Origin of the sequence: Micromonospora sp. NPDC049891 (assembly GCF_040660295.1) — a bacterium.
Taxonomy (GTDB): domain Bacteria; phylum Actinomycetota; class Actinomycetes; order Mycobacteriales; family Micromonosporaceae; genus Micromonospora.
This window is the reverse complement of the sequence record NZ_JBFAML010000001.1, coordinates 325,361-348,229: the sequence shown is the minus strand read 5'-3', so window position 1 is coordinate 348,229 and position 22,869 is coordinate 325,361. Positions and strand designations below refer to the sequence as shown.

General features: G+C 69.5%; 21 protein-coding genes, 1 tRNA gene and 1 pseudogene. 10 read left to right on the top strand and 13 right to left on the bottom strand.

Annotated features, from left to right (window positions below; all coding sequences use genetic code 11):
- The first annotated feature begins 71 nt into the window (after positions 1-71).
- On the top strand, positions 72-1,919 hold the full coding sequence (locus AB0I71_RS01735; protein WP_357581316.1) for a 2-oxoacid:acceptor oxidoreductase subunit alpha: 1,848 nt from the start codon (positions 72-74) through the stop codon (positions 1,917-1,919).
- On the top strand, positions 1,912-2,949 hold the full coding sequence (locus AB0I71_RS01730) for a 2-oxoacid:ferredoxin oxidoreductase subunit beta (protein WP_357581315.1): 1,038 nt from the start codon (positions 1,912-1,914) through the stop codon (positions 2,947-2,949). Before AB0I71_RS01735 ends, AB0I71_RS01730 begins: the two co-directional genes overlap by 8 nt.
- A gap of 88 nt (positions 2,950-3,037) precedes the next feature.
- On the opposite strand, the gene AB0I71_RS01725 is transcribed toward AB0I71_RS01730, so the two are convergent.
- On the bottom strand, positions 3,038-4,051 hold the full coding sequence (locus tag AB0I71_RS01725; protein ID WP_357581314.1) for a potassium channel family protein: 1,014 nt from the start codon (positions 4,049-4,051) through the stop codon (positions 3,038-3,040).
- Between the two features lie 161 nt (positions 4,052-4,212).
- On the opposite strand from AB0I71_RS01725, the gene AB0I71_RS01720 reads away from it, so the two are divergent.
- Together AB0I71_RS01720 and AB0I71_RS01715 are read left to right on the top strand one after the other, a co-directional pair.
- A complete protein-coding gene (locus AB0I71_RS01720) occupies positions 4,213-4,908 on the top strand; it encodes a helix-turn-helix transcriptional regulator (protein ID WP_357581313.1) in 696 nt (231 codons plus the stop codon).
- A gap of 123 nt (positions 4,909-5,031) precedes the next feature.
- Entirely contained in the window at positions 5,032-5,619 is a 588-nt protein-coding gene (locus tag AB0I71_RS01715; protein ID WP_357581312.1) for an ATP-dependent Clp protease proteolytic subunit, read from the top strand.
- A 35-nt stretch (positions 5,620-5,654) separates the two neighbouring features.
- On the opposite strand, the gene AB0I71_RS01710 is transcribed toward AB0I71_RS01715, so the two are convergent.
- Positions 5,655-6,017 (bottom strand): helix-turn-helix domain-containing protein, encoded by a 363-nt coding sequence (locus AB0I71_RS01710; protein ID WP_357581311.1) that lies wholly within the window; start codon positions 6,015-6,017, stop codon positions 5,655-5,657.
- A gap of 122 nt (positions 6,018-6,139) precedes the next feature.
- Between AB0I71_RS01710 and AB0I71_RS01705 the strand changes: the two genes are divergently transcribed.
- A complete protein-coding gene (locus AB0I71_RS01705; RefSeq protein WP_357581310.1) occupies positions 6,140-6,988 on the top strand; it encodes an SDR family oxidoreductase in 849 nt (282 codons plus the stop codon).
- Between the two features lie 66 nt (positions 6,989-7,054).
- Here AB0I71_RS01705 and AB0I71_RS01700 read toward each other — a convergent pair whose 3' ends face one another.
- From AB0I71_RS01700 to AB0I71_RS01670, 7 genes are all read right to left on the bottom strand, one after another.
- The gene (locus AB0I71_RS01700) at positions 7,055-7,645 is read right to left on the bottom strand and encodes a hypothetical protein (protein ID WP_357581309.1); all 591 of its coding nucleotides are present in this window, start codon (positions 7,643-7,645) and stop codon (positions 7,055-7,057) included.
- Positions 7,642-8,976, bottom strand: a complete 1,335-nt coding sequence (locus AB0I71_RS01695) for a hypothetical protein (protein WP_357581308.1) — start codon at positions 8,974-8,976, stop codon at positions 7,642-7,644. The genes AB0I71_RS01700 and AB0I71_RS01695 overlap by 4 nt, the downstream gene beginning before the upstream one ends.
- Positions 8,973-9,773: an ABC transporter ATP-binding protein gene (locus tag AB0I71_RS01690; RefSeq protein ID WP_357581611.1), complete on the bottom strand. Its 801-nt coding sequence runs from the start codon at positions 9,771-9,773 to the stop codon at positions 8,973-8,975. Before AB0I71_RS01690 ends, AB0I71_RS01695 begins: the two co-directional genes overlap by 4 nt.
- 142 nt (positions 9,774-9,915) lie before the next feature.
- Complete coding sequence (locus tag AB0I71_RS01685; protein ID WP_357581307.1) at positions 9,916-10,722, bottom strand: hypothetical protein; 807 nt, start codon at positions 10,720-10,722, stop codon at positions 9,916-9,918.
- The gene (locus tag AB0I71_RS01680; protein ID WP_357581306.1) at positions 10,719-11,276 is read right to left on the bottom strand and encodes a sigma-70 family RNA polymerase sigma factor; all 558 of its coding nucleotides are present in this window, start codon (positions 11,274-11,276) and stop codon (positions 10,719-10,721) included. The genes AB0I71_RS01685 and AB0I71_RS01680 overlap by 4 nt, the downstream gene beginning before the upstream one ends.
- Positions 11,277-11,367: 91 nt before the next feature.
- Complete coding sequence (locus tag AB0I71_RS01675) at positions 11,368-11,766, bottom strand: NUDIX domain-containing protein (RefSeq protein ID WP_357581305.1); 399 nt, start codon at positions 11,764-11,766, stop codon at positions 11,368-11,370.
- A 47-nt stretch (positions 11,767-11,813) separates the two neighbouring features.
- Positions 11,814-11,886: transfer RNA gene (locus AB0I71_RS01670), tRNA-Arg, on the bottom strand.
- A gap of 264 nt (positions 11,887-12,150) precedes the next feature.
- Here AB0I71_RS01670 and AB0I71_RS01665 point away from each other — a divergent pair.
- Positions 12,151-13,767 (top strand): GDSL-type esterase/lipase family protein, encoded by a 1,617-nt coding sequence (locus tag AB0I71_RS01665; RefSeq protein WP_357581304.1) that lies wholly within the window; start codon positions 12,151-12,153, stop codon positions 13,765-13,767.
- A gap of 336 nt (positions 13,768-14,103) precedes the next feature.
- Positions 14,104-15,393, top strand: a complete 1,290-nt coding sequence (locus AB0I71_RS01660; RefSeq protein WP_357581303.1) for a GAF domain-containing protein — start codon at positions 14,104-14,106, stop codon at positions 15,391-15,393.
- Here AB0I71_RS01660 and AB0I71_RS01655 read toward each other — a convergent pair.
- Positions 15,381-15,761 (bottom strand): annotated as a pseudogene (locus AB0I71_RS01655) (hypothetical protein); the annotation flags it as partial. The gene AB0I71_RS01660 and the pseudogene AB0I71_RS01655 sit on opposite strands and share 13 nt — an antisense overlap.
- Before the next feature lie 166 nt (positions 15,762-15,927).
- Here AB0I71_RS01655 and AB0I71_RS01650 point away from each other — a divergent pair.
- The gene (locus AB0I71_RS01650) at positions 15,928-16,344 is read left to right on the top strand and encodes a hypothetical protein (RefSeq protein ID WP_357581302.1); all 417 of its coding nucleotides are present in this window, start codon (positions 15,928-15,930) and stop codon (positions 16,342-16,344) included.
- 9 nt (positions 16,345-16,353) lie between these two features.
- Positions 16,354-17,397 carry a polyprenyl synthetase family protein gene (locus tag AB0I71_RS01645; protein WP_357581301.1) on the top strand — a complete coding sequence of 348 codons (1,044 nt, stop codon included), beginning with the start codon at positions 16,354-16,356 and terminating at the stop codon, positions 17,395-17,397.
- A 69-nt stretch (positions 17,398-17,466) separates the two neighbouring features.
- Here the strand turns inward: AB0I71_RS01645 and AB0I71_RS01640 are convergent, their stop codons facing one another.
- The gene (locus tag AB0I71_RS01640) at positions 17,467-18,522 is read right to left on the bottom strand and encodes a LacI family DNA-binding transcriptional regulator (RefSeq protein WP_357581300.1); all 1,056 of its coding nucleotides are present in this window, start codon (positions 18,520-18,522) and stop codon (positions 17,467-17,469) included.
- Between the two features lie 519 nt (positions 18,523-19,041).
- Here AB0I71_RS01640 and AB0I71_RS01635 point away from each other — a divergent pair.
- Positions 19,042-21,147, top strand: coding sequence for a cellulase family glycosylhydrolase (locus tag AB0I71_RS01635; protein WP_357581299.1), 2,106 nt, complete (start codon positions 19,042-19,044; stop codon positions 21,145-21,147).
- Between the two features lie 111 nt (positions 21,148-21,258).
- Here the strand turns inward: AB0I71_RS01635 and AB0I71_RS01630 are convergent, their stop codons facing one another.
- Positions 21,259-22,464: an ABC transporter substrate-binding protein gene (locus tag AB0I71_RS01630; RefSeq protein ID WP_357581298.1), complete on the bottom strand. Its 1,206-nt coding sequence runs from the start codon at positions 22,462-22,464 to the stop codon at positions 21,259-21,261.
- The gene (locus AB0I71_RS01625; RefSeq protein ID WP_357581297.1) at positions 22,461-22,865 is read right to left on the bottom strand and encodes a roadblock/LC7 domain-containing protein; all 405 of its coding nucleotides are present in this window, start codon (positions 22,863-22,865) and stop codon (positions 22,461-22,463) included. Before AB0I71_RS01625 ends, AB0I71_RS01630 begins: the two co-directional genes overlap by 4 nt.
- Positions 22,866-22,869: the final 4 nt, after the last annotated feature.

Genomic DNA, 22,869 nt, shown 5'->3' with positions numbered 1-22,869 from the left:
GCCGGGCAAGGCGAGGTCACCATCCAGTTCAGCCGGCCGCGCCACGGCGCGCGACGAAGCGAGGTGCGGCCGTGAGCAAGCAGATCCGCCAGCTGGAACGGGTGGTCATCCGGTTCGCCGGCGACTCCGGCGACGGCATGCAGCTGACCGGGGACCGGTTCACCTCCGAGACCGCGCAACTGGGCAACGACATCTCCACGCTGCCCAACTTCCCCGCCGAGATCCGGGCTCCCGCCGGCACCCTGCCGGGCGTGTCGAGCTTCCAGGTGCACTTCGCCGACTACGACATCCTCACCCCGGGCGACGCGCCGAACGTGCTCGTCGCGATGAACCCGGCGGCGCTCAAGGCGAACCTCGCCGACCTGCCCCGGGGCGCTGACATCATCGTCAACACCGACGAGTTCACCAGGCGCAACCTGGCCAAGGTCGGCTACGCGAGCAGCCCGCTCGACGACGACACGCTCGCCGGGTACGCGGTGCACCCGGTCGCGCTGACCTCGATGACGATCGGCGCGCTCGCCGAGCTGGACGTGTCCAAGAAGGACGCCGAGCGGGCCAAGAACATGTTCGCCCTCGGCCTGCTCAGCTGGATGTACTCCCGGCCGTACGAGTCGACGCTGCGGTTCCTGGAGCGCAAGTTCGCCAAGCGGCCGGAGCTGGTCGCGGCGAACGTCGCAGCGTTCAAGGCCGGTTGGAACTTCGGCGAGACCACCGAGGACTTCGCCGTCCGCTACGAGGTGAAGCCGGCAAAGATGCCGCCGGGGACCTACCGCAACATCACCGGCAACGCCGCGCTGTCGCTCGGACTCGTCGCCGCGGGGGTCCGCTCCGGCCTCCCGGTCTTCCTCGGCGCGTACCCGATCACGCCGGCCTCGGACATCCTGCACGAGCTGAGCAAGCACAAGCGGTTCGGTGTCACCACCATGCAGGCCGAGGACGAGATCGCCGCGATCGGTGCGGCGCTCGGTGCCTCGTACGGCGGCGCGCTGGGCGTGACCACCACAAGTGGTCCCGGCGTGGCGCTCAAGGGCGAGACGATCTCCCTGGCGGTGGCGCTGGAGCTGCCGCTGGTGATCGTCGACGTGCAGCGGGCCGGGCCGTCGACAGGCATGCCGACCAAGACCGAGCAGGCCGACCTGAACATGGCGCTGTTCGGCCGGCACGGCGAGGCGCCGGTGGCGGTGATCGCCCCCAAGTCCCCGTCCGACTGCTTCCACGCGGCACTGGAGGCGGCGCGGATCGCACTGACCTACCGCACCCCGGTGATCCTGCTGTCGGACAACTACGTCGCCAACGGCTCCGAGCCGTGGCTGCTGCCCGAGGTGGATTCCCTGCCCGACCTGCGGGTCGAGTTCGCCACCGCGCCCAACGGCGAGGACGGTACGACCTTCCTGCCGTACCTGCGCGATCCGCAGACGCTGGCCCGGCCGTGGGCCGTGCCGGGCACCCCGGGTCTGGAACACCGCATCGGCGGGCTGGAGAAGGCCGACAAGACCGGTGACATCTCGTACGACCCGGCGAACCACGACTACATGGTGCGCACCCGGGCGGCCCGGATCGAGACGATCCCGGTGCCGGATGTGGAGGTGGAGGACCCGGACGGCGACGCCCGGGTGCTGGTGCTCGGGTGGGGCTCCACGTACGGCCCGATCGGTGCCGCCTGCCGCGCCCTGCGTCACCGCGGCCTGCCGGTCGCGCAGGCGCACCTGCGGCACCTGGCCCCGATGCCGGCGAACCTCGGTGCGGTGCTGCGCTCCTACGACCGGGTGGTCATCCCCGAGATGAACCTCGGCCAGCTCGCGCACGTGATCCGGGGTCGCTACCTGGTCGACGCCATCGGCTACAACCAGGTCCGCGGCCTGCCGTTCACCGCCGCCGAGCTGGAGACGATGCTGGAAGAGGTCCTGAAGAATGTCTGAGCCCGTCGCCCTCAAGCTCACCGCCAAGGACTTCAAGTCCGACCAGGAGGTGCGCTGGTGCCCCGGCTGCGGCGACTACGCGATCCTCGCCGCCGTCCAGCAGTTCATGCCGGAGCTGAACATCCCCCGGGAGAACATCGTCTTCGTCTCCGGGATCGGCTGCTCGTCGCGCTTCCCGTACTACATGAACACCTACGGGATGCACTCGATCCACGGGCGGGCCCCGGCGATCGCCACCGGCCTGTCGGTCTCCCGGCCGGACCTGTCGGTGTGGGTGGTCACCGGTGACGGCGACGCTCTCTCCATCGGCGGCAACCACCTGATCCACGCGCTGCGCCGCAACGTCAACCTCAAGATCCTGCTGTTCAACAACCGGATCTACGGCCTGACCAAGGGGCAGTACTCGCCCACCTCCGAGGTCGGCAAGATCACGAAGTCGACGCCTGTCGGCTCAGCCGACGCGCCGTTCAACCCGCTGTCGCTCGCGCTCGGCGCGGAGGCCACCTTCGTCGGCCGGACCATCGACTCCGACCGCAAGCACCTGCAATCGGTGCTGCGCGCCGCCGCCGAACACGAGGGCTCGGCCTTCGTGGAGATCTACCAGAACTGCAACATCTTCAACGACGGGGCGTTCGAGCAGCTCAAGGAGCCGGGCACCCGTGACGACTATCTGATCCGGCTGGAGCACGGCCAGCCGATCACCTTCGGCAAGGACGGGCAGTTCTGCGTCGTACACCCGCCCGGTGGGTTCGGCCTGGAGGTACGCGAGACCACGTCGACCCCGGCGGAGGAGATCGTCGTGCACGACGCCACGGTCGCCGACCCGGCGTACGCGTTCGCACTGTCCCGGCTGCCCGGCTTCGATCTGCGGAACACCCCGATCGGCGTGTTCCGCTCGGTGCGGCGGCCGTCGTACGACAGCGTGGTGCAGGGGCAGTTGGCCGAGGCCCGGGCCACCGTCAGCGAGACCCCGGAGCAGCAGTTGGCCGGGCTGCTGGGCAGCGGCGACACCTGGACCATCGTCGGCTGACCCGTGCCGTGACCGTCACGACGACCGGGCCGTTCCCGCGCGGGGCGGCCCGGTCGGCCGTGCCGGCTCTGCGGTCGCTGGCAGGCGCTCAGGGCAGCGTGTTCGCGGTGGGACGGTCATCGCGTACGTGCACCAGCATGTCGCCGGTCTCGATGACCGCACCGGCCCGGTCCGCCAGGGTGACCACCTTGCCCCGCCGGACCAGCGCGATGACCAACGTGTCGAGTTCGCGGGGCGACCTGCCCACCTCGCTGCGTTCCGCGGAACGCATGGCCAGCGCCATGCCCTGGCCCGGGGTGAGCAGATCCTCCACCACGTCGATGAGCGGTGGCGCCGACGTCGACAGCCCCAGCAACCGGCCGGCGGTCGCCGAGGAGACGATCACGTGGTGTGCGCCGCTCTGCTTGAGCAGCGGGGCGTTCTCCGCCTCCCGCGCCGCGGCGATGATCCGGACCTGACCGGCGGTGAGCTGACGTACGGTCAACGCCACCAGCACCGACGCGTCGTCACTGTCGGTCGCGATGATCACCGCCTTGGCGGTCCGTACGTGGGCCTGGTTGAGCACGGAGGATCGGGTGGCCGAACCCTCGATCGCGACCAGCCCGTTCGAGGTGGCCTGACGCAACGCCGGGCCGGCCCGCTCCACCACCACGATCCGGGACTTGTCCAGCCCGTTCTCCATCAGCGCCGAGATCGCGCTACGCCCCTTGGTGCCGTAGCCGCAGATGATGACGTGGTCCTTCACTTTTCTCTCCCACCGGTGCAGGCGACGGCCGGTCCGGTACTGCTCGGTCAGGACCTCAAGGGTGGTGCCGACCAGGATGATCAGGAACAGCACCCGGGCCGGGGTGATGAACAGGACGTTTACCAGCCGGGCTTCCTGGGTCACCGGCACGATGTCGCCGTAGCCGGTGGTCGAGAGCGAGACCACCGCGTAGTAGAAGCAGTCCAGCAGCGTCAGGCCGTCGTCGTTGTTGTCGCGGTACTGCTCCCGTTCGAGGTAGACCACCGCCACCACGGCGAGGACCAGCCCGATGGCGGCGGCCAGCCGGATGCTAAGCGCGCTGAGCGGACCTCGCCGCTGCGCGGGAAAGTGGATCACCTGGGGACCCGCCCCACCTCGGTCGCCTGCACGTGCACAACATAGCCGCTGATCCGGGAACGGCACGGCGGGGTGGCGTTCAATGGACACGGTACGGCGAGCGGGGCGTCGGACGGGCATGATGGGACGGTCAGCGCAGGAGCGGCGAGAGTGAGGCCCGCATGTCGTTGCTGAGACGGGTGATCGGTGCGGTACTACGCCGCGAGCGCCAGCACCAGGGCCGTACGCTGCGGGAAGTCGCCCGGGCCGCCGGGGTCTCCGTGCCGTACCTGTCCGAGGTGGAGCGTGGGCGCAAGGAGGCTTCCTCCGAGGTCCTCGCGGCGATCTGCCGGGCGCTCGGCCTGCACCTCTCGGATCTGCTGGAGGAGGTTCGAGACGAGCTTCGGCGGGTCGAGCGTCGGCTGCCCGCCGGCGGCCCGGCCGGTCGTGTCCCGGCCACCCGGCCCGGCGACCCGACGGCCGCGCCGGCTGGCCGCGGTACGGACGGATCCGCCCAGCCCGTCGCCCGCCTCAACACCGTCGGGTTCGGCTTCGGCTCGGACCTGACCGCAGGGCTGGGCGGTAACGACCCCTACGGGGCCTGGACCCGCTCGGGCGGGCAGTTCGGCACCGCCGGCACCGCCGGCGGCGGGCTGAGCGGCAGTGCAGTGATCGGCGGCGGGCTGATCGGCGGGATCAGGGTCCTCGCCTTCGCCGACCCGATCGGCCCGGTCCACCTCGTCGCCCGAGGGCCGCTGCTCCGTCGCAGGTCGCCCGGTCGTTCACCCGTCGGCCCGCTGCACCGGCCCGGGGCACGGAGGCGAGCCGTCCGACGGACGGCCGCCGTTCGGGTCACCGTCGGCAGTCACCGAGGGTGAGGGTTCTGCCGTGGGCGGATCTGCCCGGGGCAGAACGGCTGGTTAGGGACCGCAACCATCCCGCAGGCTCAAGGAGCCGGTTCCCGGGCGCTCCACGTCGCCCCCGGCGGGTGGAGGTTGATCATGATTACGATGCTCGACGACGGCCAGCGGACCTTCGGCGATCAGGTGTTCGAACGGCTGCTGCGGGAGCGGATCGTCTTCCTCGGCAGCGAGGTGGACGACGAGATCGCCAATCGGATCTGCGCCCAGATCCTGCTGCTCGCCGCCGAGGATCCGGAACGGGACATCACCCTCTACATCAACTCGCCCGGCGGCTCGGTGAGCGCCGGCATGGCTGTCTACGACACGATGCGCTTCGTGCGTAACGACGTGGCGACCCTGGCCCTGGGGCTCGCCGGTTCGATGGGCCAGTTCCTCCTCTGCGCCGGCACGGCCGGCAAGCGGTACGCGCTGCCGCACACCCGGATCCTGATGCACCAGCCCTCCGGCGGCATGGGCGGCACCGCCGCCGACATCACCATCCAGGCCGAGAACATGCTGCACGTGAAGCGGACGATGCAGGAGTTGATCGCCCAGCACAGCGGGCGGACCCTGGACGAGATCCAGCAGGACTGGGACCGGGACCGCTGGTTCACCGCCGAGGAGGCCCGTGACTACGGCCTGATCGACCAGGTGGTGACCGCCGCCACCCAACTGCCTGCGACCTGACCCCGCGCCGGCGCCACCCGGCCGTACGGGCGTCGTCACCCTGGCGTACGGGCGTCGTAGCGGGCGCGGGCGGCTTCCACCTCGGCGAGGTGATCGGTGGCCCACGCCTCCAGACCGGCGAGCAGGGTCAGCAGGCTACGACCCAGGTCGGTCAGCTCGTAGTCGACCCTGGGTGGCACCGTGGCCTGCACGCTCCGGGTGACCAGTCCGTCGCGCTCCAGCGCCCGCACGGTCTGGGTGAGCATCTTCTGACTCACCCCGTCGATCCGTCCGGCCAGCTCACCGTACCGCCGGGGGCCGTCGGCGAGGGTGAGCACCACAAGCACGCTCCAGCGGTCGCCGATGCGGTCGAGCACCTGCCGGCTACCGCAGTTGCGGTCGTACAGATTCGGCTTCATTCCCAATACTCTCCATCAGTAAGTCAGGCACCTCAAGGTGCCTACTCTCCAACAGGAAGCATTGGTCCGATGTTCCGGTTGACCCCGACGTCAGACAGTTTTCCCTGGAGGGAGCACCACCCATGTCCATCGTCGTCACCGGCGCCACCGGGCACCTCGGTCAGCTCATCGTCACGTCACTGCTGAAACGGGGCGTACCGGCCACCGAGATCGTGGCGCTCGGCCGGAACCCAGACCGGCTGGCCGAGCTGAGCGGGCGAGGCGTCACCGTCCGCCAAGCCGACTACGACGACCCCGGCTCGCTGCGGGCGGCCTTCGCCGGCGCGGAGAAACTGATGTTCGTCTCCGGCAGCGAGGTGGGCCGGCGGGTGACCCAGCACCGCAACGTGGTCACCGCCGCCAGGCAGGGCGGGGTCGGCCTGGTCGTCTACACCAGCATCGCGAAGGCCGACACCTCCAGCCTCGTCCTCGCCACCGAGCACCGGCTCACCGAGCAGGAGATCATCGCATCCGGGTTGCCGTACACGTTCCTGCGCAACAGCTGGTACCTGGAGAACTACCTGCCGCAGCTGCCCGCGTACCTGGAACACGGGGTGGTCGGCGCGGCGGGTGACGGGCGCATCAGCGCCGCCACCCGCGCGGACTTCGCGGACGCCGCCGCCGAGGTGCTGACCGGCGACGGCCACACCAACCAGGTGTACGAGTTGGGCGGCGACGCCTTCACCCTGGCCGAACTCGCCGCCGAGGTGGCGAAGCAGAGCGGACACGAGGTCACCTACACCGACCTGCCGGTGGCCACGTACGTCGAGGTCCTGGTCGGCGCCGGCCTCCCCGAGGAGTACGCGAAGGTGCTGGCCGACGGCGACCGGGGTGCCGCCGCGGGCGACCTGCACGTCGAGAGCGACGACCTGGCCAAGCTGATCGGCCGTCCACCGGTCACCCTCGCCGAGGCGATCCGCGCCGCGCTCTGACGACCGACATCGCCCGCCGCCCCGAACCCAGACGGGGCGGCGGGCCCAACACCGCGGTCACCGGAGCTACTCGGCGGCCTCGCGGCGGGCCGGACCGGCGATCGAGTAGGCGACCAACCCGCCGAGGGCGAGCACCGCGGCCGTCAGCATGGCGGCATCGCTGTCGGCCGGCTGTCCCTGCCAGGTCGCCGACGCACCCCAGGCACCCCCCTGCGGGTACATGGTCGCGACGGTGGTCCAGCCCAGCGGCAGGAACCACGATCTGGCGGCGCCGGCGACCGTCGCGCACAGGGCGGTCAGCCCCAGCAGGCCGGCGGCGTCGCGGGCCACCAGCGAGGCCGGCCCGAACCGCGCCCCGGTGTACAGGGTGGCGAACAGGACCGCGAGGACGACCACCAGGCCGGCGAGCAGGTGCACCGCCCGCCGCCAGGGCCAACGCATCGACGCGGTCCGGTCCAGGTTCTCGTCGGGGCCGGCGAGGGTGGGCGACAGGACCGCGACCATCAGCACGACAGTCATGACGACCACCATCGCCGTGACGTCCCGCTCCTTGGCGAAGGCCAGGCACAGCCCCCACACGACAGCCGCGCCGCCGACCGCCGCGGTCAGGGCCAGCGGCACGCGCCGCGAGCGCAGGTACAGCATCGTCGCGGTCACCGGGCACTTCCGGACAGGATGCCTGTGACGTCGACGCAGGACCGGAGGGCGTCGCGGACCGCAGTGACGCGGGCCAGCGCCTCGTCCTCGGGCAGCTCACGCAGACCCTGCCAGAGCGCGACCGCCGCAGCGTTGATCTCGGGATCCTCTTCGATCATGCCCGGAATCACGCCCACGTCCGACTGTGGCTCGCGGCCCAGGAGCCAGTGGGCCGCCGCCCGTTCGACCACCTCGTCGCGGTTCTGGCACCGCCCGTCGTAGCCGACACCCAGCCCTCGGACAACCTCGGGAACCACGGCGGCCGGGTGGGCGAGCCCGCCATTCTTGTCGATCCGTACCGGGATCCGGACGACCCCGTTCTCGGGCGAGCTGACCTCGTCCCTCATGAACGTGCGGGTGTCCTCGTGCACGGCGCTCGGCGCGTCCGGCAGCTTCGCCAACGCCGTCAGGCCCTCCCGGGCGAGCGGGGTCAGCGCTTCGAGCACGTTGGCATTGACCCGGCTGACGCACACCGTCGGAGTGTCGTCGGTGCAGACCAGCTCCCGCGCCACCGGGTCGACAGGCCAGTTGAGCACCTCCTTGTCCCGCGGTACGACAGCAGTCGCCACGACGAGCCCGAGCACCACCGGCACCAGCGCCACCGTACGGGCACGCCAGTCACCGGCGACGAACAGCAGCAGGCCGGTGACAGCGAGCGCGGCCATCGAGATCGCGAGCGCACCGCTTACCCGGTTGTCGATCGTCTGGTACGCGTGGAACGGAACCGCGCCGTGGACCGGGGAAATCGCCGCAGCCAACCAGTCCGGAAGCCGGATGACACTGAGGAAGACCAGCAGGACGCCGGCCACCGCCAGCGCCGGGGCGGTCACCAGGGCGGGGAGCATGCGCCCGATGCCCAGCCCGAGCCACGCCGCGCTGATCAGGGACAACGCGCCGACACCTGTGACGACGGCGAAGTTCAGCAGGGGCAGGTGCTGTGCGGTGGAGACGATCCAGCCAATGCCCGCCACGGTCACCAGCAGGTAGGCGACCGCGAGGGTGAGGGCCAGCGCACCGAGGACCGGCAGCATCCGCTGCGCGCGCGGCCGGGCGGTGGTGGTGAACAGCTCACCCACCTTCGCCCGGTGTTCCCGGCGGCCCTGCCAGGCCCCGGCGGCCAGGGCCAACGGCCACAACAGGAGCAGGTACTCCCGGATGGCGATGGCCAGCGCCATCCAGCCACTCGACCACCTGCCGGTTGCGGCATAGAGCGCGCCGACCCCGACCAGCACCGTGATCAGTCCGGCACCGAGCGCGGCGGAACGGCGCAGTTCGATCCCGAGGATGTTCATCGGGCGGCCTCCGCGCGGTGCCGGCGGAGGACGGCGGAGTAGCCGCGTTCGGCCGGGCTGTCGCCGGCGTCGCCCTTGTCACCCTGCCTGGTCAGGCCCTCGGGGGTGCCCTGCCACACCAGGCGACCCTCGTTGAGCACGATCACGTCGGTGCAGGCCGCCACCACATCCTCCACCAGGTGGGTGGAGACCAGCACGCAACTGTCGGTGCCGAGGTCACGCAGCAGCTCGCGGAAGTCGAGTCGCTGTTCCGGGTCGAGGCCGACGGTCGGTTCGTCGAGCAGCAGGAGCTGCGGATCGTTGACGATGGCCTGCGCGATCCCGGCCCGGCGCAGCATGCCACCGGAAAGCGTCTTCAGTCTGGCGTCGGCCTTGGCGGTCAGCCCGACCCGGTCGATGGACCGCTGCACGGCCGCCGCGACACCTGCCTTCGGCATCTCCTTGAGCCAGGCCATGTACCCGACGAACTCGCGGACCGTGAACCGCGGGTAGAAACCGAAGTGCTGCGGCAGGTAACCGAGGGTTCGACGGACCGATCGCAGGTCGGACCGGCCGTCGACGGAGCGCCCGAGCAGCGTCAGCCGCCCGCCAGCAGGCGTCAGGACCGTCGCCAGGGCCCGCATCAGCGTGGTCTTCCCGGCACCGTTCGGGCCGAGCAGGCCATGCACCCCGGAGGGCAGGGCCAGGTCCAGCCCGTCCACGGCCAGGTGGCGCCCCGCCCGGACCCGTAGACCCTCCGCGTGGACCGCCCAGGGATGGATGGTCACCGCCGTCTCGGCCGCACTCACGGCACGCATCATCATCGTCTCCTTCGTGATCGCCAGCGCAACAGGTGCGCCGTCTCGTTCGCAGGCCGGAGTTGCCAGGTCGTGGTGAGTTGCCTGGTGGTGACGGCAGCTGCCGGATGGTGGGGGTTGCCCAGTCGTGGCCCGGGGGTTCCTAGTCGTGGTGGGAAAGTCGACGGAATCCGTCGACCCGCAACAGGGCCATGCCGGTCAGCAGCACCGTGGCCAGCGCCCAGATGCCGGCGCTGTCGGCGGCCAGGACGACCGGAAGCCGAGCAGCGGCCACACTCGGGGCGATCACGACGAGCGTCCAGATCGCGATCAGTCCGATCGCGGCCCGGCGTACGCCGACGACCGTCCCCAGCAGCAGCGTGGCGGCGGTGAAGGCCAGGCACGGCAGCAGCATCAGAGCGAGTGACACCCCGGTGCGGGCACCCGCCACGGCGAGCGCGGGAATGACGAAGGCCAGCACCGCCGCGGTACGCCGTAGCAGCGTCGTCAGACCGGCGGCAGGAGTGGCGGCGATCAGTTCCCAGGCCGGATCGGCACGTCGGTGCCAGGCGACTGCCACGCCGGGCAACGGGGCCAGCGGTGCGACAAGCAGCACCAGCGAGGGCCGCCCGGCCCACAGTTCACCGAGCAACGCCGCGGAGGCGAGCACCGTGGCGGTCATCGCCAGCCACGGCAACAGCGTGCCGACGAACCAGCGGTGGCGCAGCACCGACCATGGCCGGCTACGGCCGGCGGGAACCGGCATGGCGGCGATTTCCCGGTCCAGGTTCATCGCGACCCGTTCGACAAGGGTCCGGGTGTCGACAGTGGTGGCACCGGCCAGCCGGGCACGACAGTCGCCGCAGTCCTCAAGGTGCACCTCGATCGCCCAGACGCTGGGCTCGTCGAGGCCGGGGTCTCCGGCGGCGTACCGCTCGATCTGGGACATCGTGGGATGTGTGGTCGTCATGACAGGGCCTCCCGCAGGGCGATCCGGGCGCGGCGGACACGGGACTTGACGGTGTTCTCCGGTACGCCAAGCAACACCGACGCTTCCCGCATGGAAAGCCCGTCGAGCACCGTCGCCCGCAGGGCGGCCCGCACCTCGGGCGGCAGGACCAGCAGGGCCTGCTCCAACTCCTGGCCGACCCGGGCGGCCATCACCTCGTCCTCGGCCGCCGGGGCCGTGTCCGGCATGAGCTGCACCTGCGGCACCCGGGCCCGGCGCGCCCGGCGACGGAACGCGTCGACCAGGCGATGGGCGGCGATTGTCCACAACCAACCCACGGCGCTCCCCTGCGCCCCGCCGCCGCGCGCCGCCGGGACACCTGCGAAACTGCCCGCAGCCCGCCAGACCGTCAGGTACGTGTCCTGTAGCACCTCGGCGACCATGTCCGGGTCGGCGCACCGACGGCGCAGGCGCACCTCCAGCCAGGGCGCCGTACGCCGGTAGAGCTCGTCGAACGCGCGCCGATCGCCACGGGCCACCCGGCGTACGAGTTCACCCTCGTCAGCTGCGTCCATGCCTGTTCTCACACCCGGTAAGACGACGGGCCCACCCGCAACGGGTCCCGGCGCGGTGTGATCGCCGTCACTCCGTCGGCCGGTCGACGCCTCAGCGCATCCGCGCCGTCTCGTGCAGGTGATCGAAGATGAGCTGATCGACCGGGGAGACCCGATGACGGTCGGCATACGTGAGCCAGACCATCTCCTCGATCTCGTTGCTGGGCCGCAGTACACCTCGGTAGCCAGCGGTGTAACAGATCATGCGGATCATCGTCCCATCAGGGTGACCGTGGGCTTGAGCGTGAAAGATCCCTACGTGCTCGACGGAGTCGGGCGAGATCGTCACGCTGAGTTCTTCCTGAATCTCGCGGACGAGCGTCTCGACGTCGCCTTCGCCGGGCTCTCGCTTCCCGCCCGGGATGTAGTAGACGTCCCTGCCGCGCGACCGGGAACTGAGGATCGCGCCGTCCTCAAGATGGATCCAGGCAACCTTGTCGATAACCGTCACGCTCGGCCCCCCTGAGGCCCTGCCCACGTCGCACGAATGAGCACAGGTGCCCCCGGCAGGATTCGAACCTGCGACACACGGTTTAGGAAACCGATGCTCTATCCCCTGAGCTACGAGGGCGCGAGGGGACAGTCTAGCGACCTGGGGTTCGCCTGGGGTGGCAGGGCGTGGCTACCGTTGACCTTCGTTCCCCCGCGTTGCCGGAAACCCTGTTCCCGCAGCCCATGACCACCGCCGATCACATCAACCCCGATGTTGATCGACGAGGACTGATTCTCCGCGCTTCTTTGCGTAATTTCACGGATCTGCGCGCACCTGTCGACTGCCTAGCATCCATCTCACCGTTTGTCACGTGGCGATCACGCCATGCTAGGAGGTTGGGCAGTGACATCACGTAGAGCGCTGTCACCGGGACGCTGGACGCGATTACTCGCCGTGGGTGCGGTCATCGGTGGGCTACTCGTCAGCGCACAACCCGCACTGGCCGCAACGCCGACCGTCGATGGCGGCGCTGCGGCTTTGTCGGCGGCGCCGGGCGGGGGTTGGCAGCCCGATATCCAGACGCCCGACCCGGTGACCCTTCCCGGCACCACCAAGAAGATCACCCCGTTCGCGAAGCCGCTGAGCCCTCAACAACCCGAGGCGCTGCCGGGCGCCACGAAGGGGCCAGGCGCCACGCTCAAGGCGGACAGCGCGGCCCGCGCGGCAGTCCGCAAGGCCGACCTGCCGACCTTCCGTGGGGCAGCGCCGCAGGCCGACCCCGACGACCCGCCGACCGGGCTGTACTGCACCGAGGCGATCACCCGGAACAGCTCCGTCAGCGGCGCACCCAATCAGACCAACTACGCGGCGAACCTCTCCTACCTGGCGGAGTTCGGCTGCAACTTCTGGCTCAACGCGGCCTACATCGCCACCGGGGTGATCGACCGTGGCCGCTTCGACGGTCAGTTCCTCTACACCACGGCACCCCGCTCGTACGGGCAGACCTACTACGGCGCGACCTCGGGTGGCGTCAGCATCCCCGGCGAACTCTTCGACGGCGGACGCAACGTGGAGATCGCCTTCGAGCTCTATCTGTTGGCGCCGGCCGGGGTCTACTGGGGTGGCTGCTTCCCCATACCGGGGCTGCGCTACCTGCTGTGCGAGGGCCTCGGCACCAACCTGCTGCACATCGTGCTGGGCACCGGGTCGTTCGGGACCGGGCTGCAGCCCCCGGTGATCCGGCATGTCGCACTTGGTGACTCCTACTCCTCGGGCACCGGCGCGCCACCGTACTCCGACGAACTGTGCCGGCGGGCACCCGCGACCTACTCCAACCTGATCACGGGAACAGTCCTGTCCGGACTGCCGGTGGACCGGCCGACCCTGGCGGCGTGTCACGGCGGGAAGATCATCGACCTGTACGTGGGTCAGCATCCCGGCGTGCCACCTCAACTGGACGCGATACAGCCACACACCCGGCTCGTCACGCTGACCATCGGCGGCAACGACCTCGACTTCTCGCTCAAGCTCACCGGCTGCTACCTGGGCGCCGACTGTGCCGCAGCCGGACCGTTGGTCACCCAGCAGAAGCTCGATCAGGTCCAGGTCCAGCTCACGGCCCTGTACCGACAGATCAGGGCGGAGATGCACCCCAGCGGGAAGCTCATGGTGCTCAGCTACCCGGCCGTCGTGCCCAACCCGGACGACCCAGCAGACCCACCGCCGGCCCAGGACCGCTGCCCGGACCTGGGCAGCAACCTCGTCGAAAGCGAACGGAGAGCCATCTACGACGCGACCGCCCAGACCGACCGGATGATCCGGGACGCCGTGCTGGCCACCGGTGACTCCCGCGTCGTCTACGTCAACGGCCTGGACCTGTTCCGCGGCCACCGGCTCTGCAGCACCAACGGCGTGTGGGCCAACGGCCTCACCTCGCCGTTGAGCGACTCGTTCCACCCCAACGCCCCGGGCTACCAGGCGATGGCGACCCGGCTGGCCCAGGTCCTCCCCCCGTTCTGACGCCTCCGCCTGTCCGTCGGGCGCCCGTGGTCCGCCACGGGCGCCCGACACCGGCATCGGTGCGTCGCCTCGAAGGGAGCATCAGCCGGCTGCCTGCGCAGCCCGCAATTCCAACGCCGAAGACCCGCGATGTCCGTACGGCGGGCCCCGGCGCGGATTCCGCGAGCCGGGTCACCTGCCGGCTCGCGGTCCCCGGTGCGCTGGCCGCATCGCTGCCGGCTGCACCGGCTGCCGGTAGGCTGCGTCGGCGGCATCAGGCGGTTCGCTGCGCCTGCTGCCGGTTCCACCCGGCGCACCACCGATCGTTCAGCACAGGCAGAGGAGAGACGGACCACCATGACGGCGGTACCAGGTGACCTGCCCACTGCTGCGGATCCGACGGGCACCGGTCAGGCAGCGGAGGATCTGCGGACGCTGTTCGGCCAGTCCATCGCCGTCTTCGCATCGCTTGTGGGGCCGGACCACCTGGTGGAGACGGCGAACCCGGCATTCTTCGCCGCCATCGGTGAGCAGCGGGCGCGCACCGGCGTACCGCTCGTCGAGGTGATGCCCGAGCTGGCGGCTCAGGGCTTCATCGCCCTGCTGGACCGGGTCTACCGGACAGGTGAGCCCTACACCGGCCGGGACGCGCGCATCATGCTGGGCACCGAGCCGCACGCGCGGGAGGCGTACTTCGACTTCACCTACGAGCCGCGCCGGGACGCCGACGGCACGGTGATCGGCATCCGCGTGATCGGCGTGGAGACCACCCAGGTCAAGCAGGCTCAACGGCTGATGGCCGAGCACCGTGCCATGCTGGAGCAGATCGCCCGCCAGGCACCGCTGACCGAGGTACTCGACGGGATGGCGCGCTGCATCGAGAATCTCGCCCCGCAGGAGATGCTCGTCTCCGTGCTGCTCGCCGACCCCGACGGTAAGCACCTGCGCCACGGTGCCGCCCCCAGCCTGCCGGACTTCTACAACCAGGCCATCGACGGGATCGCCACCGGCGAGGGCGTGGGATCCTGCGGCACCGCCGCCCACCGGCGGGAATCGGTGATTGTCACCGACATCGCCGCCGATCCGTTCTGGGCCGACTTCCGCGACCTGGCCGGGCGGGCCGGACTGGCCGCCTGCTGGTCCACGCCGATCCTGGCCCGCGACGGCAGCCTGCTGGGCACCTTCGCCATGTACCACCGCACCCCACGCGTTCCCCAGGACACTGACCTGGCCCTCGCCCGGGTCTTCGCCGGCACTGCGGCACTGGCCATCGAGCGTCACCACATCGAGCAGGCGAAACTCGCCGCCGAGGCACAGGCCAGAGCAGCCCATGACGAACTCGCCAAGGCGGTACGCGCGGAGCGGGAACTGCGCGCCGAAGCTGAGCAGCGCGCCGCCGCCGCTGCGGAACTCAATGCCCAGATGCGTGCCGCCGCAGCCGCGCAGGCCGCCACGCCGCACCCGGAGACCTGCCAGCTCGGCGGCACCCAGGCGTGCACCGCACCGGCCGAGATCAAGATCGCCGACTCGTGGGGCGACTCGGCGTGGGGCTGTCCCGGCCATGTCGAGGAAGCCATCCTCAACGTACGGGCGGTCTTCATCGCCAGCGAGGAACTCGGCGGCCTGGCCGCCTACCTCAACCGCTGACCGCCGTTCCGCAACCCCTCGTCGTCAACCCCTCGTCGTCGAAGGGCCTTGACCTCGACGTCGCCGACCCTGCCCGCGCGGTAGCGGCTCTTGAGGTCGTCGACCTCGGCCCGGTCGGGGTTGAAGATGTCGTGGTACTGGAACACGGGGTTGCCCTCCACGGTGCCGGGCACGTCCGCGCGAATCCGGTCCGGGTCGGTGTACATACCCATGACCTTGCGGCGGACCTCGGCCGAACTGTCGGACAGGGCGATGGCGTTGCCGAGGCTCTTGCTCATCTTCGCCCGGCCGTCGGTGCTGACCAGGGTGGGTGTCCCGGCGCTTACCAGTTCCGGCACGGGGAAGACGTCGTCGTACAGGTGGTGCCGTACTGTCAGCGCTGCGGCCGGACCATACACCTACCGTAGTTGCCGGGGACGGTTCACGTTGTCCCTCCGGCAGGTCGGTGGTGCTGGCAACCGATCACGGACACTCTGAGTCACCATCTAGACACATCCCTATCCAGTGGTGCGGGAGGAGCCCAACACTTCTCCCATGGAGAGCAGTGGGCGTGAGCGCAGCGACGAGCGTTTCGAGAAGGTGGCCGAGGAGACCTCCGAGACCGTGACCCATGCGGCGAGCGTGCTGGAGGAGGAACTCGCGGCGGGCATTGCCAGCGCGCGACGGCTTGAGGAGAAGCTGAGCGCCGACCGCAGGGTGGATCCGGAGGCGTTCGACGAGCTGGTGACGCGGGTCCGCACCGACGGACACGCACTCATCGACACTGTCGTCGCGCAGTTGAAGACCTCGGATGACCGGCGTGGTGAGGTCATCCGCCGGTACACGTCAGACGCGCACGAGGCCCTCGACGGCGTGCTCAACCTCGCGCGGCTGGTACCGGACGTGGCGAACGGGCTTGTCGACCGGCTCGCGGCGGAGGCCAGGCAGAAGTCCGCTCCGTCGGACAAGTAGCTGGGTGACATGTCCACCACCGGCGTGGCTCGTGGCCATGTCACGCACATGCTGGAGCGCTATCGAGCCCTTGCGATCGACGCGCTTCTTGCTGACGTGCCGTCGGGCGGACCGCATTACCTCTACGACCTGGTGACCGAGTATCCGCGACGCTGGGGCAAAGGGCTGCGTGCCGCGCTCTGCCTGGCGGCCTGCCAGGCCTTCGGCGGCACGCCGTCGGTCGGGCTCAACGCCGCGGTGACCGTGGAACTGTTCCACAACGCGTTTCTCATTCATGACGACATCCAGGACGAGAGCGAGCAGCGGCGCGGAGCGCAGACCCTGCACGGCGAGTACGGGGTCGGTGTCGCCCTCAACGTGGGGAACATGACGAACCTGCTCGCGTTGCAGCGGCTCGCGGCCAACCGCAGGGCCCTCGGCTCGGGCATCGCGTGGCGCTTGTTCGACGAGACCCAACTCATGCTGCGTCACTCGTTGGAGGGGCAGGCCATCGAGGTCGGCTGGATCCGCGACAACGTGTGCGACCTCGACGCGGACGACTACTACCGGATGTGTCTGAAGAAAACCTCCTGGTACACCTGCATCTACCCGTGCCGTACCGGCATCCTCGTCGCCACCGGTCAGCATGACGCTGTCGACGTCCTCGACCGCTACGGCTGGTACCTGGGTGCCGCCTTCCAGATCCAGGACGACGCGCTCAACCTCGTCGGGGACTTTGCCAGGTACGGCAAGGAGATCGCGGGAGACCTCTGGGAGGGCAAGCGAACGCTGATACTCATCGACTTCCTACGGCGCTGCACCGCGGACGAACGCGACCGGACTGTCGCGTTCCTCAGCCGGTCGAGGGCGCAGCGCACAGCCACAGAGGTGCGTTGGCTGCACGGGCGGCTGCTCGCCTACGACTGCGTCGAGTCCGCCCGCCGCAGCGCCCGCGAACTCGCCGCCGCCGCGTGGCGGGAAGGACAGCAGGCGCTGGGCCCGGCGGCAGCCGAGACCGAGGACGGCAGGTTCCTGCTCGGCCTGCCCGAGTACGTGGTGGAACGCAGCCGGTAGCGATCGGCAGGCCGGCCCGGGTCATCCCGCCGATGTCCCCGCCGAACCGGATTCGACAGGTGGCTTCGCTCACCGTTCGGGCGATGCCGTGCTTCGCCGAACGGTGAGGGTGGTGCCCAACTCCAGGCCCGCCTGCGGTGCCCGCTCTCCGCGACCGAGCGCGAGCGCCAACTCGGTGGCGGTGACGGCCATCTCGACGAGCGGCTGGTGGACTGTCGTCAGCGGCGGATCGACAAGGGCCGCCACCGGCAGATCGTCGAAGCCCACCACGCTCAGGTCGGTCGGGATCCGCAGTCCCAACCGCCCTGCCGCCTGATAGACCCCGAACGCCTGCAGGTCATTCGCCGCGAAGATCGCCGACGGACGGTCGGTACGGGTCAGCAGGTCGAGCGCGGCTGCCTCACCGCCTTGCCGGGTCAGTTCCGCACGGATGATCAGATCCGGCTGTACGGTCAGGCCTGCGCTTTCACACGCGGAGCGGTAACCGTCGAGTCGGGCTCGGCAGCACAGGACCCGTTCGGGCGCGGCGATCATCGCGACGCGTCGGTGCCCCAGCCCGATCAGATGACGGGCAGCGGACCGACCGCCTGCCCAGTTCGTCGCACCGACGAAGGGAACGTCGTCCGGCAGCTCGACTGTGGGGTCGAAGACCACGAACGGGATGCCTCGGGCGCGCAGCTGATCACGCTGCTCCTCATCCAACTGAGCCACCGTCACGAGGCAGTTCGGGCGGCGGGAAACCGTGTCGTCGATCCAGTACCGGATCGCGTTACGTTGCGGACCGAACTCCGTGAGGATTACCCCTACACCTTGCTGCCGGGCGACCCGCTGCACGCCACGGATGATCTGCACGCCCCACATGTCCTCGATTTCGTCGAAGACGAGTTCCACCATGTTGGACCGAGCGGCCGACGACGACCTTCGGTAGCCGTACTGGGTGATCGCTGCCTCGACGCGGGCCCGGGTCTCTGCCGCCACCCCGGAGCGACCATTTATGACCTTGGAGACGGTCGGCACCGAAACGCCAGCCGACTCGGCGATAGCGGCGATGGTCACCGGCCGCGTCGGATCACCGAGCTGCGGCGGCAGGTCGACGAACTGATCGCTCGAATCGGCGCGCGTCAACCTAGCCACCTTTCCACCGATCCCTCGTGGCCGCGAGGCCCGCGTCGGCCAGCACCGGTCGGGCCGATGGTCGCTACATCGCTCAGGGCGCAAGGATAACCGTTCGGTCCGGTACCCGGCCGACACTGCGGGACGCCACCGGCGTACGGGCCGCAGACACGAGCCTCGGGGGCCTTGGCCGTGGCGACCAGTTCCTTTCATTGACCCCGATCGAAGAAAGTTGTAACGTCTCGCCAGGAAACTTTCTAGACCTTGAGGTCGAAAGTTTCCATGCGGGAGTCCTACAGCTCGTCGCGGAGGCCAGGGCAGCATCCGCGTACCCCTCATCTTGGTTTGCGCGTGGCCGGGCAGGCACCGCGGCGCGTCATCGCGTCATCGCCGCGCAACCCCCGTCGTGACGGACGCGGAGGCCAACGTCTTCGTTCGCCGTGCCCGGTGCCGGCAGTCCGTCCGACGGACCTCACGAACCGGCGAACGGCCGGTCCACGACACGGGCGCCACTATGGCGAGGAGTTGCTGATGAGTTCGCAGAACCCAAGGAGAACCGCCGGACGCGCCGGCCTGATCGCCGGTGGGGTGGCCGCGCTTCTGGTCGCCGGAACGATAGTGACCGGCAACGCCCAGGCGGCGGCCGGCTGCCGGGTGACGTACGCGGTGTCGTCCCAATGGCCCGGCGGCTTCACCGCGAACGTGAACGTGACAAACCTCGGCGACCCGATCAACGGCTGGAACCTGGCCTGGACGTTCCCGTCCGGCCAGCGGGTCACCCAGGCCTGGAACGCGACAGTCACCTCGTCCGGCAACCAGGTGACCGCGACGAACATGAGCTACAACGCCACCATCGGCACGAACTCCACGGTTTCCTTCGGTTTCAACGGATCCTGGACAGGCACCAACACCGCACCTAGCTCCTTCACGTTGAACGGTGTCGCATGCACCGGAAACGTGGGCCCCACGACGACGCCGACGCCGAGCGTCTCCCCTACCGTGTCGCCGACCGCGTCACCGTCGGTCTCGCCGACGGCGACCCCGCCCGGTGACCGGATGGAGATGGTGGCGGCGATGCAGCCCGGCTGGAACCTGGGTAACACCCTGGACGCCATCCCCGACGAGACCGCATGGGGCAACCCACTGACCACCCGGGAGATGCTGCGCCACATCCGGTCGCAGGGGTACCGGAGCATTCGACTCCCGATCACCTGGAGCAACCACCACGGCCCAGCACCGGACTACACAATCGACCCGACCTGGCTGAACCGAGTCCGCGAGATCGTCGACTGGTCCCTGGCGGAAGACCTGTACGTGATGATCAATCTGCATCATGACTCGTGGCAGTGGATCAACACCTATCCCACCGACCGCGCGGGCGTGATGAACCGGTACAAGGCGTTGTGGAGCCAGCTTGCCACCACGTTCCGCAATCACTCGGCGAAGCTGGTGTTCGAGAGCATCAACGAGCCGCAGTTCGCCGGCACCTCCTCCGACGCCGAGAGCGACCGGGTGCTGCACGAGCTGAACCTGGAGTTCGTCCGCCTGGTACGCCAGTCCGGCGGGAACAACGCCACCCGGCTGCTGGTGCTGCCCACCCTGCACACAAGCGGGGAGCAGGCTCGGATGGACGCGTTGCTGGCCACGTTCGACGAACTCGACGACCCCCACCTCGTCGCGACCATCCACTTTTACGGCTGGTGGCCGTTCAGCGTCAACATCGCCGGTGGTACGCGCTACGACAGCAACGTCGAACAGGACATCATCGGCACGTTCGACCGGGCGTACAACACCTTCGTGTCCCGGGACATCCCCGTGATCATCGGCGAGTGGGCCCTGCTCAGCTACGACTACACCCGCCCCGGCATCATCCAACGGGGCGAGCTGCTGAAGTTCTTCGAAGCCGTCGGCTACCACGCCCGCACCCGAAAGCTCACCACCATGCTGTGGGACGCGGGATCGTTCCTGCACCGGCCCGAGCTGCGTTGGCGGGACCAGGGCATCTACGAAATGATGAGGGCGAGCCTGACGACCCGCTCGGCCACCGCGTCCTCGGACCAGATCTACGTACCCCGCACCGGTGGCATCACCAGCAGGTCGCTCACCCTCAACCTCAACGGCACCTCGTTCCGGAGCCTCTGGCACGGCAGCACCCAGCTGACGAGCGGTGCCGACTACACCATTTCCGGCAGCACACTCACGCTGACTCAGGCGGCCGTCACCCGGTTGGTCGGCAACCGGGCCACCGGCCTCAACGCCACAATTGAGGCTCGCTTCTCCCAGGGCGTGCCGTGGCGGATCAGCGTCATCAGTTACGACCCACCCACTCAGGCCACCGCCACCGGCACGACCAGCGGATTCACCATTCCCACCCAGTTCCGCGGTGACCAACTCGCGACCATGGAGGCCAAGTACGCCGACGGCAGCCCCGCCGGACCGGCCAACTGGACCCCGTACAAGGAGTTCTGGAGCAGTTTCCGCCCCGACTACAGCGCCAACACCATCCTGCTGACGCCCGAGTTCTTCGCCGAGGTCAACGACGGCCCCGTCACGCTCACCTTCCATTTCTGGAGCGGCACACAGATCACCTACCGGCTCACGAAGTCCGGCAGCTCGGTCACCGGCAGCCCGGCCTGACCGTCATGCGGCGTGGCCGGTGCGGGATTCCGCACCGGCCACGGACCGGGGGTCGACCGGCGGATCGGCCTCGGCGACAACCGGCTGCCGACCGGCAGATGCCGACCGAGGTCAGCCGCCGAGCGTGGCCAGTTCCGAGACGACGACGTTCGTCAGCGCCCGGCCGTCCCGACGGACCTGGCGCAGGTACCACTTCTGGATCGGCGCGTGGGTGGCCTTCGCGAACTGCCAGGGCCCACGTGGACTGTTGAGCTGGCCGAGGCCGGCGATCGCGGCGTTGATCTGTTCCGGGCTGGGGTTCGTGCCCGCTGCGGCGATCGCCCGGTCCAGCACGGCTGCCGCGTCGTACGACGCCATCACGATCGAGGTGGGTACCCGGCCCGGGTAGGCCGCGTTCCAGGCGGCGACGAATTCCCGGTTGGCCGCGTTGTCGAGGTCGGGCGAGTAGTTCAGGCCGTTGTAGATGCCCTCGGCCGCGTCGCCCTGCTCGACCAGGCTCGCCGGCTCGGTCACGAAGCCCGCCGCGTAGAGCGGCAGGTCGGCGACGTCGGATTCGGCGAACTGCTTGACGAACGTGATGGCGTTCTGCGCGTCGAAGAAGCAGTAGACCGCGTCGGCACCGGACTCGGCGATCTCGTCCAGGTACGGCCCGAAGTCCTCGGTGACCGGGAACGGGCTGAAGACGGCCTCGCCGCCGGGGTTGGCCAACCGACCACCGAGCTCGGTGAACGTCTCGACGAATCCACGCAACTCGTCGCGTCCGCTCTGGAAGTCCGGCCCGATGGCGTAGACCCGGCCCTGCCCCACCTCCTGCTTGACGAAGGGTGCCATGGCCACACCGGGCTCGACGGAGATCAGGTTGGTGTGCCAGACGTACGTCACGTCGGTGAGCGCGGGCCTGCCCAGCGCGCCGACCAGCGGCACCTTGTGCTGATTGATGAGCGGGAGGATGGCGGCGACGCTACCGCCGTTGATGATGCCGGTGATCGCCGAGACCCGATCCTGCTCCAGCAGTTTCGTGGCGGACTCGACAGTCACGTCGCGTTCGTATCCCTCGTCGGCGACGATCAGCTCGGCCGGGTGGCCGCCCAGCTGCCCACCGCGCATGTCCAGGTACAGCTGGAAACCGTCGCGCAGCTCGGAGCCCGGGGCCTCTAGCGAGCCGGACAGCGCGGTGATCATCCCGATCCGGATGGTCTGGCGCTCCGGCTCCGACCCGCTGTCACAGGCGGCGGTGACGGCGACCAGAACGCCGGTCAGCAGGGCCGCGACGAGCCGGCGGGCGGGCGGTGCGGCGCGTCGGGCGCTGGCGTTCACAGCATCCCCAGCAACTGGGAACGCACCGCCGGGGTCAGCACCTCACCCATCCGGTTCGCCAGGTCGGTCATCTCGTACGAGACCTGGCCCACGTCGCACACCGGGGAGGCGAGCACGAGCAGCGAAGCGCCGTCACTGAACGACATGCAGAACATGAAGCCGCCGTCCATCTGGGTCACGTTCGAGATCACCGTTCCCGCCTCGAAGAACCGGGCGGCGCCCACGAGCAGGGCGATCAGCCCACTGCCGGTCGCGGCGAGCTGATCCGCCCGGTCGCGAGGCAGGCCGTGATTGTGTGCCAGGACCAGCCCGTCGGTGGAGATGGCGAGGGCATGACTGACCTCAGGAGTACGGCTCACGAAGTTCTGCAACAGCCAGCTCAGGTCGTTCGGGCTTGTCACGACG

What these genes read in the sequence shown, in the direction of transcription:
- AB0I71_RS01660 (WP_357581303.1), top strand. Translation starts at nt 14,104, where the DNA reads ATGACGGCGGTACCAGGTGACCTGCCCACTGCTGCGGATCCGACGGGC.
- AB0I71_RS01705 (WP_357581310.1), top strand. Translation starts at nt 6,140, where the DNA reads ATGTCCATCGTCGTCACCGGCGCCACCGGGCACCTCGGTCAGCTCATC.
- AB0I71_RS01680 (WP_357581306.1), bottom strand. Translation starts at nt 11,276, where the DNA reads ATGGACGCAGCTGACGAGGGTGAACTCGTACGCCGGGTGGCCCGTGGC.
- AB0I71_RS01635 (WP_357581299.1), top strand. Translation starts at nt 19,042, where the DNA reads ATGAGTTCGCAGAACCCAAGGAGAACCGCCGGACGCGCCGGCCTGATC.
- AB0I71_RS01720 (WP_357581313.1), top strand. Translation starts at nt 4,213, where the DNA reads ATGTCGTTGCTGAGACGGGTGATCGGTGCGGTACTACGCCGCGAGCGC.
- AB0I71_RS01690 (WP_357581611.1), bottom strand. Translation starts at nt 9,773, where the DNA reads ATGCGTGCCGTGAGTGCGGCCGAGACGGCGGTGACCATCCATCCCTGG.
- AB0I71_RS01685 (WP_357581307.1), bottom strand. Translation starts at nt 10,722, where the DNA reads ATGACGACCACACATCCCACGATGTCCCAGATCGAGCGGTACGCCGCC.
- AB0I71_RS01715 (WP_357581312.1), top strand. Translation starts at nt 5,032, where the DNA reads ATGATTACGATGCTCGACGACGGCCAGCGGACCTTCGGCGATCAGGTG.
- AB0I71_RS01650 (WP_357581302.1), top strand. Translation starts at nt 15,928, where the DNA reads ATGGAGAGCAGTGGGCGTGAGCGCAGCGACGAGCGTTTCGAGAAGGTG.
- AB0I71_RS01710 (WP_357581311.1), bottom strand. Translation starts at nt 6,017, where the DNA reads ATGAAGCCGAATCTGTACGACCGCAACTGCGGTAGCCGGCAGGTGCTC.
- AB0I71_RS01645 (WP_357581301.1), top strand. Translation starts at nt 16,354, where the DNA reads ATGTCCACCACCGGCGTGGCTCGTGGCCATGTCACGCACATGCTGGAG.
- AB0I71_RS01695 (WP_357581308.1), bottom strand. Translation starts at nt 8,976, where the DNA reads ATGAACATCCTCGGGATCGAACTGCGCCGTTCCGCCGCGCTCGGTGCC.
- AB0I71_RS01730 (WP_357581315.1), top strand. Translation starts at nt 1,912, where the DNA reads ATGTCTGAGCCCGTCGCCCTCAAGCTCACCGCCAAGGACTTCAAGTCC.